The sequence below is a fragment of the uncultured Parvimonas sp. genome, from assembly GCF_963524015.1.
GTDB lineage: Bacteria > Bacillota > Clostridia > Tissierellales > Peptoniphilaceae > Parvimonas.
Genome location: NZ_CAURDT010000001.1, coordinates 489,615 through 503,456, shown reverse-complemented (window position 1 = coordinate 503,456; position 13,842 = coordinate 489,615). Strand labels below are relative to the sequence as shown.

General features: G+C 27.5%; 13 protein-coding genes. All 13 read left to right on the top strand.

All coding sequences use genetic code 11. From position 1 onward, the window contains the following. The 13 genes from RWJ08_RS02310 (at position 1) to obgE (ending at position 13,831) form a co-directional block, all read left to right on the top strand. Complete coding sequence (locus RWJ08_RS02310) at positions 1–591, top strand: DJ-1 family glyoxalase III (protein ID WP_313960921.1); 591 nt, start codon at positions 1–3, stop codon at positions 589–591. Further along, a complete protein-coding gene (gene rlmN, locus RWJ08_RS02305; RefSeq protein ID WP_313960920.1) occupies positions 581–1,627 on the top strand; it encodes a 23S rRNA (adenine(2503)-C(2))-methyltransferase RlmN in 1,047 nt (348 codons plus the stop codon). Before RWJ08_RS02310 ends, rlmN begins: the two co-directional genes overlap by 11 nt. 232 nt (positions 1,628–1,859) lie before the next feature. Then, positions 1,860–2,120, top strand: a complete 261-nt coding sequence (locus tag RWJ08_RS02300; RefSeq protein ID WP_009372701.1) for an HPr family phosphocarrier protein — start codon at positions 1,860–1,862, stop codon at positions 2,118–2,120. A gap of 46 nt (positions 2,121–2,166) precedes the next feature. Then, on the top strand, positions 2,167–3,831 hold the full coding sequence (gene ptsP / locus RWJ08_RS02295; protein WP_313960919.1) for a phosphoenolpyruvate--protein phosphotransferase: 1,665 nt from the start codon (positions 2,167–2,169) through the stop codon (positions 3,829–3,831). A gap of 139 nt (positions 3,832–3,970) precedes the next feature. Next, on the top strand, positions 3,971–4,660 hold the full coding sequence (gene ftsE / locus RWJ08_RS02290; protein ID WP_009732814.1) for a cell division ATP-binding protein FtsE: 690 nt from the start codon (positions 3,971–3,973) through the stop codon (positions 4,658–4,660). Next, positions 4,647–5,543, top strand: a complete 897-nt coding sequence (gene ftsX, locus RWJ08_RS02285; RefSeq protein WP_313960918.1) for a permease-like cell division protein FtsX — start codon at positions 4,647–4,649, stop codon at positions 5,541–5,543. The genes ftsE and ftsX overlap by 14 nt, the downstream gene beginning before the upstream one ends. A gap of 9 nt (positions 5,544–5,552) precedes the next feature. Beyond that, a complete protein-coding gene (locus RWJ08_RS02280; RefSeq protein WP_009372321.1) occupies positions 5,553–6,749 on the top strand; it encodes a murein hydrolase activator EnvC in 1,197 nt (398 codons plus the stop codon). Positions 6,750–6,761: 12 nt separating this feature from the next. After that, a complete protein-coding gene (locus RWJ08_RS02275) occupies positions 6,762–7,958 on the top strand; it encodes a S41 family peptidase (RefSeq protein ID WP_313960917.1) in 1,197 nt (398 codons plus the stop codon). Between the two features lie 311 nt (positions 7,959–8,269). Continuing rightward, positions 8,270–9,022, top strand: coding sequence for a PP2C family serine/threonine-protein phosphatase (locus tag RWJ08_RS02270; protein WP_009372446.1), 753 nt, complete (start codon positions 8,270–8,272; stop codon positions 9,020–9,022). Next, on the top strand, positions 9,016–10,956 hold the full coding sequence (gene pknB, locus RWJ08_RS02265; RefSeq protein ID WP_313960916.1) for a Stk1 family PASTA domain-containing Ser/Thr kinase: 1,941 nt from the start codon (positions 9,016–9,018) through the stop codon (positions 10,954–10,956). The genes RWJ08_RS02270 and pknB overlap by 7 nt, the downstream gene beginning before the upstream one ends. A gap of 1 nt (position 10,957) precedes the next feature. Then, the gene (rsgA, locus tag RWJ08_RS02260; protein WP_313960915.1) at positions 10,958–11,833 is read left to right on the top strand and encodes a ribosome small subunit-dependent GTPase A; all 876 of its coding nucleotides are present in this window, start codon (positions 10,958–10,960) and stop codon (positions 11,831–11,833) included. Further along, on the top strand, positions 11,834–12,493 hold the full coding sequence (rpe, locus tag RWJ08_RS02255) for a ribulose-phosphate 3-epimerase (RefSeq protein ID WP_313960914.1): 660 nt from the start codon (positions 11,834–11,836) through the stop codon (positions 12,491–12,493). 72 nt (positions 12,494–12,565) lie between these two features. Then, on the top strand, positions 12,566–13,831 hold the full coding sequence (obgE, locus tag RWJ08_RS02250) for a GTPase ObgE (RefSeq protein ID WP_009372763.1): 1,266 nt from the start codon (positions 12,566–12,568) through the stop codon (positions 13,829–13,831). Positions 13,832–13,842 lie beyond the last annotated feature (11 nt).

The following is a 13,842-nucleotide window of genomic DNA, read 5'->3' as shown; positions in this document are numbered from 1 at the left end:
ATGGATAGATATATTTTAATTTTAACAGATACCTTTGAAGAAGTTGAAGCACTTACTCAAGTTGATTATCTTAGAAGAGCGGATATTAAGGTCGATATGATTTCAATTACAGGAAAACTTCAAGTTACAAGTAATAGAGGAATAACTGTTTTAGCTGATGATTTGTTTGAAAATATAAATTTAAAAGAATATGCAGGAATTATTATTCCTGGTGGACTTCCTGCTGCTTTTGATATCAGAGATGATAAAAGAGTTTTAGATATAATAAAGAAATTTGACGAAGAGGGCAAGTTGATTTCTGCGATTTGTGCAGGACCTTCAGTTCTTGCAAAAGCAGGTGTTTTATCCGGAAGAAATGCAGTTATTTATCCGGGAATGGAAGATGAGTTGCTTGATGCAAATGTTAAAGAAGATGCAATTTGTATTGATGACAATATAATTACGGCAAGAGGAGCAGGACTTGCAGGAGAACTTGCTTATACATTGATTAGAAAAATAAAGGGAAAAGTTCAAGAAAAACAAGTTCGTTTTATGTCTGTTGATTATTTGTTGAGAGATTTTATTCTAAAGGAAGAAAAGAATGGGAAATAAAAAAATAGAATTTAACTCTTTGAAAATTGAAGAGCTTGAAGATTTATTTTTAAGTTTGGGAGAAAAGAAGTTTAGGGCTGAGCAATTTTTTAGATTTATGCATCAAAAGAAAAACTTTGAAATAGAAAATTGCAAGCAACTGCCTAAAGTTTTAATTGAAAAACTAAAGGAAATAGGATATATAAATACTTCTTCAATTTATACAAAATATGAATCAAAGCTAGATAATACAAAAAAATATTTGATTAAATTATATGATAATAGAATAATTGAAACTGTATTTATGGACTATGGAAGTTATTGTACTGTTTGTATTTCAAGTCAAGTAGGCTGTAGAATGGGCTGTACATTTTGTGCGTCAACAAAAGAAAATTTCAAAAGAAATTTAACTTCTGCTGAAATGTTAAATCAAATTTATCTGATAGAGAATGATTTGAATTTAACTATAAATAATGTTTTTATTATGGGTATTGGAGAACCACTTGATAATTATAATAATGTAATAGGATTTTTGAAAATTATAAATTCTGAAAAAGGTAAAAATTTGAGTTTAAGAAATATTACAATTTCAACTTGTGGACTTGTCCATAATATTTATAAATTAGCTGATGAAAAATTACCCGTAACACTTACAATTTCGCTTCATAATCCATTTCAAAATGAAAGACGAGAAATAATGCCTATTTCAGATAATTTTTCAATTGATGAAATATTAAAGGCTTGTAAATATTATTTTGATAAAACTTCAAGAAGAGTCAGTTTTGAATATACAATAATCAAAGGGCAAAACGACTCAAAAAAACATGCGTTGGAGCTTAAGAATATTTTAAAAGGATTAAATTGCCATATTAATATAATTCCTTTAAATTCAATAAAAGAATTTGATGGAGAGGCTCCTAGTACAAAATATATTTATGTATTTAAGTCAATGCTTGAAAATTACGGAATAAATGCCACGATAAGAAAGAAACAGGGTGATGATATAAATGGAGCTTGTGGACAACTTAGACAGGGCGTTTTAGAAGAAGAAGCATAGAATTATTTTCACTAAGCAAGAATTAATTATAAACTCATAGACTGAAGTTCATATTAAAAGTATAAATAATATGTGAATTTCCTATGAGTTTTTATTATATTAATTTTTAAAAAATTATTTGTTTTAGTTATGAAAAACGTTTTTAAAAAATTTAGTAAAACTATTGAATTGTTTAAACAATAATGGTAAAATATATATGTAGTTTAAATATTAGAAACTTAGGAGGCTTATTATGATAGAAAAAAACGTTATAATAAAAAATGAAACAGGATTACATGCTAGACCTGCTGCATCTTTAGTTCAATTTGTTAAGAAATTTGATGAAAGTATTGAAATTATTTTAGATAACAAAGTTGCTGATGCGAAAAGTATTTTTAATGTTATGAGTTTAGGTATTTCTAAGGGAACAGAAGTAACATTGAGAGTTGATGGAGAAAATGAAGAGAAAACTTTAGGGGAAGTTGTTAACTTCATAGAAAATTTAGCTGATTAATTTTAAGTATAGCTTCTCGAAAGAGGAGCTTTTTTGGTGGAGTATTATGAAAGTATATGATGGATTTTCCGTTTCTAATGGAATTGCTTATGGTAAGGCAATTACTTTATTTTATGAAAAGAATTTTATTCAAGAAAAAATATCTGACAATGATAAAGAGAAAGAAATTACAAGGTTTGAAAGTTTATTATCAAGTTATTTAGAATCTGATAGGATAAAAGTTCAAGATGAAAAATTAGAGAGTTTATTAAATGTTCATATTGAATTAATAGATGACCCATTTTTAAAAGATAGTGTAAAAAGTAAAATATTGACTGAAAATAAATCTTTAGAAAAATCAATAGAAGAGACAATTAGTCATATTTGCTATGAATTGAATAATCTAGATTCTGATTATATGAGAGATAGAATTTATGATTATATTTCAATTCAAGAAGAGTTTATTAGAACTTTAACATCAACTGAAGAAATTAAAATATATGAAAATAAATTTGTGCTTTTTACAGAAAATTTATCACCAAAAATAATTGATAAATATAAAGATCAATTAATTGGTATAGTTTCAAAAAATGGTGGAAAAACTTCACATGCTTCTTTATATGCAAAAAATTTACAAATTCCTTATATAATATGTGATTCTCTTGATTTTCAAGAGTTAAAGGATAAGAACTTTGATTGTATTTTAGATTGTAATCAAGAAAAATTGTTTTTAAATCCTGACGAAGATGTAGTTAATTCATATAAAAATTTATTGAAATCATCGCAAAAAGAATTTTTAGATAGGAATATAGTAAGAACAAAAAATAATAGATATATAAGAGTATGTAGTAATATTTCAAGTTTTGAAGAGTTTGAAGTATCTTTAAAGAATGGTACAGATGGATGTGGGTTGTTTAGAACAGAGTTTTTATTTATGTCTGATGAATCTCCAACGGAAGAGTATCAATTTGAAATTTTTAAAAAGCTTGCTCAAAGTACAGACAAACCTATTGTAATTAGAACTTTTGATATTGGTGCTGATAAAAAATCTATGTTTTTTAAGTTGGATGAGGAAAAAAATCCATTCTTGGGACTTAGAGGTTTTAGAATTTATAAAGAATTTTATAAGGAATTAAGAAAGCATTTAAGGGCAATTTTAAGAGCATCTGCATTTGGAAATATAAAAATTATGATTCCAATGATAACAACACTAGATGAAGTCATGTGGATAAAAAATGAAATATTAAAAATCAAAGATGAATTAAGAGAAGAGAGAGTGGATTTTGATGAAAATATTGAGTTTGGGATTATGATAGAAACTCCTGCTTCAGTTTTTCTTATTGATATTTTGATTAAAGAAGTTGATTTTGTGAGTATTGGAACAAATGATTTGGTTCAATATATGTTAGCATGTGATAGAGAAAATTCTAAGATGCAACAATTGTATGATTGTTATAACCCATCAGTTATTCGTTCAATTCATCGTGTTGTAGATATTGCTCACAGAAACGGAAAAATAGTTTCAATGTGTGGAAACTTTGCAAGTGAATTAGATGCTGTTGAACTTTTAATTTTGCTAGGAATTGATGAGTTCAGCGTTACTAATGATGTTTTACAAAAAATAAAGAAAAGAATAAAATTATTTGATCATAATAACTATTTAGATTTTTTTGATAACATAAATAAATTTAAAACAGGACGTTCAGTTTTATATTATTTTGATAATAAATAGAATATTTTTGCTAAATGTTAATTATTTGTAATATATTTGTAATTATTTTGTAACTTTTTTTGCTTTTTTTACTACATTTTATAAATTTTATGATATAATAGTACTGTCGATTGGTTAGAAATTTAATTGAGGTGATATTTTGTTAGAATTTATAGAAGTAAATAAAGTATATAAAAACGACGTTTGTGCTTTGAAAGATCTTAGTTTCAAAGTAGAAGATGGAGAGTTCGTTTTCTTAATTGGAGCAAGTGGTGCAGGTAAAACAAGTATCATAAAAATGCTTTTAAGAGAAATAAAACCAACATCAGGTGAAATAATTGTTGATAATGTTAATATAGTTAAGTTGAGAAACAGAAAAATACCGCAACTTAGAAAAACAATGGGTGTTGTATTTCAAGATTTTAGACTTTTAGAAGGTAAGACTGTTTTTGACAATATAAAGTATCCATTACAAATTCTAGGAGTTTCAAAAAGAGTTATTAATAAAAGAGTAACTGAAATTTTAGAGTTAGTTGGATTGTCAGATAGAGCAGACTCATTTCCAAATCAATTATCAGGTGGAGAGCAACAAAGAGTTTGTATTGCAAGAGCTCTTATAAATAGACCTAAGTATTTAATTGCTGATGAACCAACAGGAAATTTGGATCCAAATACTTCAGAAGATATAATGAAGTTACTTTTGGATGTAAATGCTAAAGGTACAACAGTTATTGTTTCTACACATGATAAAGATATAGTTAATAAACTTAAGAAAAGAGTTATAAGTATGGATCATGGCGCAATGATTAATGACGAAGAACGTGGAGGTTATTTTGATGAGTTCAATTAGAAGATTTTTTTCTGCCATAGGAGAAGGATTTGTAGGTGTTTGGAGAAATAAATCTATGAGTGTTGCATCAATAGTATCTATTTGCTCAATGCTTTTAATTCTTGGTGGAATTACTTTTGGAGTTTTTGTAGCTAATAATATAGTAGAAGATATGAAGACTAAGGTTGATCAAATAGATGTTATTTTAACACCTGAAGTTACATCCGAAAGGATTGCAAAAATTAAAGAAGAATTACAAAAAATAGAAAATGTAAAAGAAGTAAACTATGTTTCAAAAGAACAAGCTTTAGCAAAAATGAAAGAACAATGGAAAGAAAATTCATTTTTACTAGAGGGTATGGAATCTGCCCTTCCTGAAAGCTTTGAATTGAAGGTTGAGAATATAGAAAATTCAAATGCTGTTGCATCTAGCATATATAATGTTAAAGATGTAGAAAAAGTAGTTTATTATAAAGATATTGTTGATAAGATAGCAAAAGTATCGGAAATGGTTAAATATGTAGGAATTACATTAGTTGCTGTACTATTAATGGTAAGTTTCTTTATAATGTCGATAACAATTAAATTAACAGTTATAGCAAGGAGAAAAGAAATAAGTATTAAGAAATACATAGGCGCAACTAATATGAGTATTACAGGGCCGTTTATCGTAGAAGGTATGTTACTTGGTATAATTGGTGCTGGAATATCTTTTACAATAATATTCTTTATTTATAAATATATTTATAAAAGCTTTGCTTGGGGAGTAGGAAATATATTCTCAAATTATTTGTTACCAGTTGATGTTTTTGGTATTTATGTAGCTATTGCATATTTTGCAATAAGTATTGGTATCGGAGTATTAGCATCAATATTCTCAAGTAGAAAATATATGAAAGTGTAGGAGGTTGTGATGAAAAAGAGAAGATTTGTAGCATGGATTCTTGTGTTTTCAATGTTTGGTTCAGGCATAATTTCTTATGCTGATAAAGTAGATGATTTAAAGAAAGATAAACAAAGTCAAGAAAAGAATTTGGAAAATAAAAAGAAATCAATTCAAGATATGACTACTGAAAAGGATGAGGCGTTCAAGGAAATTGTTGAAAAGCAAAAAAAGATTGATCAGTTAGACAAAGACCTTACAGAGTTAGAAGATGCAATATCTAAAATATCTGATGAAATTCAAGCTTCTAAAGAAAAAATAACAATCTTAGAAGATAGGATTACAGAAAATCAAGAACTTTTTAAGAAAAGAGTTCGTGTAATGTATGGTAATAAAGATTTAAATTCTATTGAAGTTTTGTTCTCTGCATCAGATATAAGAGATTTTATTTCAAGATATTTTATGATGCAATCAATTGCTGATTATGATAAGAAATTAATTACAAGCTTGAAGAATGATAAAGTTGCTTTGGAAAAAGAAAAAGAAGAATTAGAAGCAAGAAAAGAAGAAAAAGTAGTTAAGAAAAAAGAAATGGAAGTAAAGTATCAAGCTTATACTGAAGAAGTTGAAAAGAATAAACAACTTATTGCTAAATTGGAACAAAATATTGAATATACAAAATCAGAAATTGATCAATTACAAAATAAAGTTAAAAATCTAAATGCAAATATAAGCTTTGAAGAAAAAGTAAAAGCAGACATTTTAAGAGGAATAAACGAAAAGAAAATTCAAAAAGATATTGATGAAGGCAAGATAACTTCTCGTCCATCAAATGGAGAGATGATGTGGCCTTTAAGTGGATATTATAGAATTTCAAGTCCATTTGGATGGAGAAATGCACCAATTGGTCAAGGTGGAGAAAGACACAGAGGAATTGATATTCCTGCTCCAACAGGAACTCCTGTTTACTCTGCAACAGATGGTGTAGTTATTTCAGCAGGATGGAATGGAAGTTATGGTAATGCTGTTATGATTAAATATACAAATAATATTGTTATTGTATATGGACATAATTCAAGCTTGGTTGTAAGAGCTGGACAAAAAGTAAGTAAAGGACAAGTTATTTCACTAGTAGGTTCTACAGGAAATTCAACAGGACCACATTTACATTTTGAAGTTAGATATAACGGTTCACCAGTAGATCCACTTAGATATTTGAATCACTAGGAGTAATAATATATGATAAAAAATAAAAAACTTACGGTTTTTCTGGTCTTTATGATATTTTTAAGCTCATTTGTATCATATAAGGCTGGAAAAAATTCATCAGTTTCATCAGTTACTAATACTAAAACTGAAGAAACTTCGGATTATGGTAGTTTTAAACCTTTTGTTGATGCAATAAAAGAAAAGTATTATTTCGATATTGATTATGAAAAAATGAATACTGAAATTAAAAAAGCAATATTTTCTTCTTTAGGAGATCCTTATACTCAATATATGACTGAAAAAGATATGAAAGAACTTCAAAAAACTAATACAGGAAAATTTGTTGGTATAGGTGTTCAAGTTAGTGTAAATGAAAATGGAGAAATTGTAGTTGTTGCACCGATAAAAGGTGGTCCAAGCCAAAAGGCTGGGATACAAGCAGAAGATATTATAGTAAAAGTCAATGATGAGGAAATAAAGAAGAATGATTTAGAGTCAACTGTTAAACTTATGAGAGGTAATGAAGAAATTGGTACTGAGGTCAAAGTTACAGTTAAAAGAATTGTAGACTCTGAAGAAAAGATAATAGATTTCACATTAAAGAGAGAAGAGATAACTACGGAATCTGTAAATTCAAAACTTTTAGATAATGGAATTTTATATGTTCAAATTACTAACTTTGCTGAAAAAACAGGTACTGACTTTGAAAAGGCTATTGATGATGGCTTGAGTAAGGGAGCAAAATCTTTAATTATTGACCTTAGAAATAACCCAGGAGGGCTATTGACATCTGTTAAGCAAGTTGCTGATAAACTTTTACCTGAATCTACAATTATGAAAATTGTAGATAGTAAAGGAAAAGAAACGGTTGAAAAAGCTACAGGAAAAGGAACAGATATTCCAATAGTAGTTTTAATTAACAAAGGTTCAGCGTCAGCTTCTGAAGTTTTAAGTGTTGCTCTTCATGATAATAAGAAAGCTACATTGGTTGGAGAAAAATCTTTTGGAAAAGGAATAATTCAATCTATTTTTCCAATAAATAATGGAGGAAAATCTGAAGGAATAAAGATGACCATTGCTGAGTATTTTGGACCTAATGGAACTAAAATACACAAAGTTGGGTTAGAACCCGATTATAAAGTTGAACAAAAGAATTATTCTAAAACTGGAATAGAACATTTAAAAGATGATGAACAATTAAAAAAAGCTATTGAATTGTTGAAATAATATTATGTATAAAAAAGCAACCATAAATAATTAGGTTGCTTTTTTATTATACAAATAATCACTTATATTCAAAATTGTCATTTGTATAATAATAAATAATTAGATTAAAAAAATTCAATTATTTGTAAAAACTTTTTAAATAAATGTCTAATGTAGGTAAATTATATTGTAATTTAGAATTGATTTTTAAAAATAGAATATTGAAATATCAACATTTAAAAAAACAAAACTTGACTTATTAAGATATTTAGAATATAATACTTTTATGAAAATTATAGGTTTTCATAAAGGATATTTTAAAGGAGTGTTTTATGTCTTTTTATATGAATTCGGATAAAGGAAATGTTAGGGAGAATAATGAGGACAATTTTCTTTTTGAAAAATTTGAAAAACTAAATATTCTAATTTTAGCGGATGGTGTAGGAGGACATGATAATGGAGAAATTGCATCAAGTCGTGCAGTAAGTATAGTTATGAATTATATAAAAAATAATTATAAACTATATTCCGAATATTCCCTCCTATTAATAGATGCTTTTTGTGAAGCTAATAAAGTTATTTATGAGCTTAATTTAGAAATAAATTCTGGAGAAGAAGAAATTTCTAAAAAAGTAATGGGAACAACTTTAGAAGTTCTTTTGATAGATGGTAATACTTTATACTTCGGACATGTTGGTGATAGTAGAATATATATTAAAGACGAAAGTTTTAGAATGTTAACAAAAGATCATTCTTTAGTTCAATATTTATATTCAAGTGGTGCATTAACTGAAGAAGAAGTGAAAAATTATAATGATAAGAATTCTATTCTAAGAGCAATTGGAATGGAAAAACATGTTGAAGTTGATGTTGAATCTATTAAAATTAAGCCAAAAGATATTTTACTTGTTTGTTCTGATGGACTTACAAATGAACTTGATGATGACGAAATTTCAGAAATGATAGACTTTAAATACAGTGCAAAAGAAATGGTTGATAATATTATATCTACTGTTAAAAGTGGATTAGCAAGAGATAATGTTACTGTTGGAATTTTTAAAAATGATGAGGAGATTTTATGTTAGGATCAATTTTAAATGGCAGATATGAGGTAATTGAAAAAGTTGGAATTGGCGGGATGGCCATTGTATACAAAGCTAAGGATATTTATTTAAAAAGAATTGTTGCCGTTAAAGTTTTGAAGGAACAATATCTTGAAGATAAAGAATTTATAAAAAAATTCGTTATAGAAGCTCAATCTGTTGCTAATTTAAACAATCAAAATATAGTTAAAATTTACGATGTAGGTCAACATATAGAAGATGGCAAGACTTTTAACTATATTGTAATGGAATATATTAAAGGTAAGACTTTAAATGAATTAATAAAGGATAAGGGCAGATTAAATTCAAATGCTGTTGTTGCTATTTCTAAACAGATAGCCAATGCTTTAGATTGTGCTCATAAACATCATATAATACATAGGGATATCAAACCTCATAATATTATTATTGATGAAAATTTAAATGTTAAAGTTACAGATTTTGGTATAGCAAGAATTGCTACAAGTTCAACTATAACTTATACTTCTTCTGTACTTGGAACAGTGCATTATATTTCACCTGAACAAGCAAAAGGGAAATTTATTGATGAAAAATCAGATATTTATTCTTTAGGTGTTGTTATGTATGAAATGGTTACAGGAAGAGTTCCTTTTGATACAGATAACGCAGTTGGAATAGCAATGCAACATATAAATGAGCCATTAGTTGAACCAATTAGACTTGTTCCAAATTTGGAACCTTGGCTAAATTCTATAATTGTAAAATGTATGGAAAAAAATCCAGAAAATAGATTTGAAAGTGCAGAAAGTCTTATAAAAGCTTTAGAAGAAAAGAATGTAGGAAGTAATCAAAGAGCTACATTTAATGATAATACCGATAGAGCTTTTTATAGAGAATCTGTGTATAAGGCTGATAAGCAAAATGATTTTAATAAACCTATTATAAAAAATAATAATAAAAACAGAGAACAATTAAAAAAGAAAAAGGGGATTTTCGATTATAGTATAACTTATGTTGTATTAGCTTTACTTATAGTCGCATCTGTATTCTTTATATATAGATTAGCTGTTTCTAATAAAGCTACTAATACTGTTAAAGTACCTCCAGTAACTGGATTAGATAAAGATGAAGCTATTAGGGTGTTAAAAGAAAAGAAACTTAATGGACTTATAGTAAAAACTGTGAATGATGATTCTGTTGAAGCTGGAAAAATTGTTCAACAATCGCCAGCACCAAATGCTGAAGCAAAAGAAGGAACGAATGTTGAATTGACTGTAAGTGTAGGTAAGAATAAAACAATTGTTCCTAATTTATCAAATGTTGAGTTTGAAAAAGTTGAAGAGCTATTAAAAAAGAGCAATTTGGCATTGGGTAAAGTTGAAAGAAAATATGACGATAAAGTTGATGAAAATAAAGTAATAAGTCAAAGTGTAAACTATGGAGATGAAGTTGAAAAAGGAACTAAAATTGATATTGTAGTAAGTAGAGGAAAAGAAGATAAAAAGGTAGAAGTTCCAGATTTGATTGGGAAAACTGAAGCTGATGCAATAAAGGCATTGTATGATAGCGGACTTGCTGTTGGTAAAACAGAGAAAAAAGCTGATTCACAAAAAGCGGGAACTGTAATTTGGCAATCTTATGGAAAAGGTGTAAAAGTTGATGCATCTACTAAAATTGATATTGTTGTAAGTTCAGGAAAGACAACTAAGGATAATGTGTTAAACTTGACTTCTTATAGTGAAGCTGATTCCGTTACTAAAAAGTATACAATAAATGAACCAGACAAGAATTATCTTTTAATGGTAACTAAAAATACTGAAAATGGTGAAACAAAGCTATATGAAAAAACTATGGTTACAGGTGGCGGGAAGCTAACAATAAATATAAAAGCAAAATCTAGTGAAAAATTTAATGTTTATGTAAATGGAGAACTTATTTTATCAGGTGAGAATTAATATGTTTGAAATTGGCGTTATATTTGATATTTCAAAAGATTTATATTATGTAAAAACTAAAACTGGTAGATATATGTCAAAAGCTAGAGGAGTTTTTAGAAAACAAAAATTCACTCCAATGGTTGGAGATAATGTTAAAATTGAGATTTTTGCTGATAATACAGCATGTATAGTTGAAGTTTTTGATAGAAAAAATGAAATTTTAAGACCTCCAGTTGTAAATGTAGACCAAGCTATAATAGTTTTTTCTTTAAAAGACCCAGAAATTTCATATAAAATTATTGATAGATATATAATGTACTATGAAGTAATGAAAATTCCAATAATTTTATGTTTGAATAAGTGTGATTTAATTGATAAAGAAACAGAAATTAATTTTAGAAATATTTATGATAAACTTGGTTATAAGATAATTTTTAATAGCATTAGTTTAGACAATAGAAAATTATTTGAAGAAATTTGTAAAGATAAAATTTCAGTTATTACAGGTGCTTCAGGAGTTGGAAAAAGTACAATTTTAAATTTTTTAAATCCGGATTATAATATTTGGATTGGAGATATAAGTAAAAAGACAAAAAGGGGTAAACATACAACAAGAGCCGCTACTTTATATGAATTTTTTGATAACTCATTCATCATTGATACGGCTGGTTTTACTTCTCTTGATCTTACTAAATTTATAGATAGTGAAGTTCAAATTAGAGATGCATTTGTAGAATTTGAATTTGGCTCTAAATGTAAGTTTTCTGACTGCAAACATATCAATGAACCGGATTGTTATGTAAAATCAAAATTAGAAAGTGGAAGTATAAGTAAAAGTAGATATGACAGTTATATCTTTTACTTAAATGAATATCTAAAAAATAGGAGGTATTAAATGTTAGAATTATCACCATCATTGTTATCAGCTGATTTTACAGATTTAAAATCTGAAATAGAAGTATTAGACAAAAATGGAGTTAAGTATTTACACTTAGATGTAATGGATGGAATGTTTGTTCCGAATATTTCTTTTGGACCAATGATAATTAAACAGTTAAGACCTTTAACAAATATGGTTTTTGATGTTCATTTGATGATAGAAGACCCTGATAGATATGTTCAAAACTTTAAGGATGCAGGAGCAGAAATTTTAACTGTACATTATGAGGCTTGTAAACATCTTCATAGAACTATTTCTTATATTAAATCATTAGGAATGAAAGCCGGAGTTTCTTTAAATCCTGCAACTAATATTGAAGTTTTAGACTATGTATTAGAAGATTTGGACTTAGTTTTAATTATGAGTGTAAATCCAGGTTTTGGTGGGCAAAGTTTTATTCCTTCAGCTATTAATAAAATAAAAAATTTAAAAGCAAAAATAAGAGAAAGAAATTTAAATGTTATAGTTGAAGTTGATGGTGGTGTAAAAACCACAAATATTAAAGATGTTATTGAAGCTGGAGCAGATTTGATAGTTTCAGGTTCAGATGTTTTTGCGGATAAAGAAAATAGAATTAGAGCTTATAAAGAAATTTTTAAAAACTATGAAAAATAATTATGAGCTTGTCATTAAAAAAAGATTGAGCTTTCAATCTTTTTTAAAATTAAATAAGAAAAAGAGGTTAATATGTTTATAGATATTGCAAAAATAGAATTAAAGGCCGGTAAAGGTGGAGATGGCTGTGTTTCTTTTAGAAGAGAGAAGTATGAACCTGATGGTGGACCTTACGGTGGCGACGGAGGAGATGGCGGAAGTGTAATTTTTATATCTGACGAGGGAGTAAGAACTCTTATGGATTTCAGATATAAAAAACATTACTTTGCTCAAAATGGAGAAAATGGAAAAACAAAAAAACAATATGGAAAAAAAGGAGAAGATTTAATAGTAAAAGTCCCTGTTGGTACATTAATTAAGGATTTTGAAACTAATAGAGTTATTCACGATTTTAAAGTTAAAGATGATGAATTTATAGTTGCTAAAGGTGGCCGAGGTGGAAAGGGAAATGCAAGATTTGCCACAAGTACAAGACAAGCCCCTCGTTTTGCACAGCCCGGAACAAAGGGTGAAGAAAGAACTATAAAATTAGAATTAAAGCTAATTGCAGACGTTGGACTGGTCGGTCTTCCAAATGTTGGAAAATCTTCTTTGCTTTCTGTTTTAAGTGATGCAAAACCTAAGATTGCAAATTATCATTTTACAACATTAGAACCTAATTTAGGAGTTTGTAGAGTTGAAGAAAATAAATCATTTGTAATAGCTGATATTCCTGGTCTTATTGAAGGGGCTAGCGAGGGAATTGGACTTGGTTTTGAATTTTTAAAACATGTTGAAAGAACAAGACTTTTAGTACATGTCTTAGATGTTTCTGGAATTGAAGGAAGAGATCCTATTGAAGATTATAATACAATTTATAAGGAATTAGAGCTTTATAATGAAAATATTAAAAATAAAAAAGAGATAATTGTTGCAAATAAAATAGATTTACTTACTTCTGATGAGAATTTAAAAAGAGTAAAAGAATATTTTAAAGATAGAACAGTATTGGAAATTTCTGCTGTTACTCAAATGGGAGTAAAGGAATTAAAATATAAAATATTTGATGAATTATCAAAAATTGAGATTGATTATGAAACTTTTGATGAAGATTATGAATATATAGAAGAAGTTGAAAAAGAGGCTTATGAAATTTATAGTGAAGATGGAACATTCTATGTTGAAGGACCTCTTATCGACTATTTAGTTTATATAACAAATTTTGAAGATTATGATTCTTTAAAATATTTCCAAAAAGTTTTAACTGATAAGGGAGTAATTGAAGAATTAAAACAAAAAGGTGTAAAAGAAGGTCAATCCATTGTAATTGGAGAAATGGAATTTGAATTTTTTGAATAGTAAGGAGAAAA

What these genes read in the sequence shown, in the direction of transcription:
- RWJ08_RS02310 (WP_313960921.1), top strand. Translation starts at nt 1, where the DNA reads ATGGATAGATATATTTTAATTTTAACAGATACCTTTGAAGAAGTTGAA.
- rlmN (WP_313960920.1), top strand. Translation starts at nt 581, where the DNA reads ATGGGAAATAAAAAAATAGAATTTAACTCTTTGAAAATTGAAGAGCTT.
- RWJ08_RS02300 (WP_009372701.1), top strand. Translation starts at nt 1,860, where the DNA reads ATGATAGAAAAAAACGTTATAATAAAAAATGAAACAGGATTACATGCT.
- ptsP (WP_313960919.1), top strand. Translation starts at nt 2,167, where the DNA reads ATGAAAGTATATGATGGATTTTCCGTTTCTAATGGAATTGCTTATGGT.
- ftsX (WP_313960918.1), top strand. Translation starts at nt 4,647, where the DNA reads ATGAGTTCAATTAGAAGATTTTTTTCTGCCATAGGAGAAGGATTTGTA.
- RWJ08_RS02280 (WP_009372321.1), top strand. Translation starts at nt 5,553, where the DNA reads ATGAAAAAGAGAAGATTTGTAGCATGGATTCTTGTGTTTTCAATGTTT.
- RWJ08_RS02275 (WP_313960917.1), top strand. Translation starts at nt 6,762, where the DNA reads ATGATAAAAAATAAAAAACTTACGGTTTTTCTGGTCTTTATGATATTT.
- RWJ08_RS02270 (WP_009372446.1), top strand. Translation starts at nt 8,270, where the DNA reads ATGTCTTTTTATATGAATTCGGATAAAGGAAATGTTAGGGAGAATAAT.
- pknB (WP_313960916.1), top strand. Translation starts at nt 9,016, where the DNA reads ATGTTAGGATCAATTTTAAATGGCAGATATGAGGTAATTGAAAAAGTT.
- rsgA (WP_313960915.1), top strand. Translation starts at nt 10,958, where the DNA reads ATGTTTGAAATTGGCGTTATATTTGATATTTCAAAAGATTTATATTAT.
- rpe (WP_313960914.1), top strand. Translation starts at nt 11,834, where the DNA reads ATGTTAGAATTATCACCATCATTGTTATCAGCTGATTTTACAGATTTA.
- obgE (WP_009372763.1), top strand. Translation starts at nt 12,566, where the DNA reads ATGTTTATAGATATTGCAAAAATAGAATTAAAGGCCGGTAAAGGTGGA.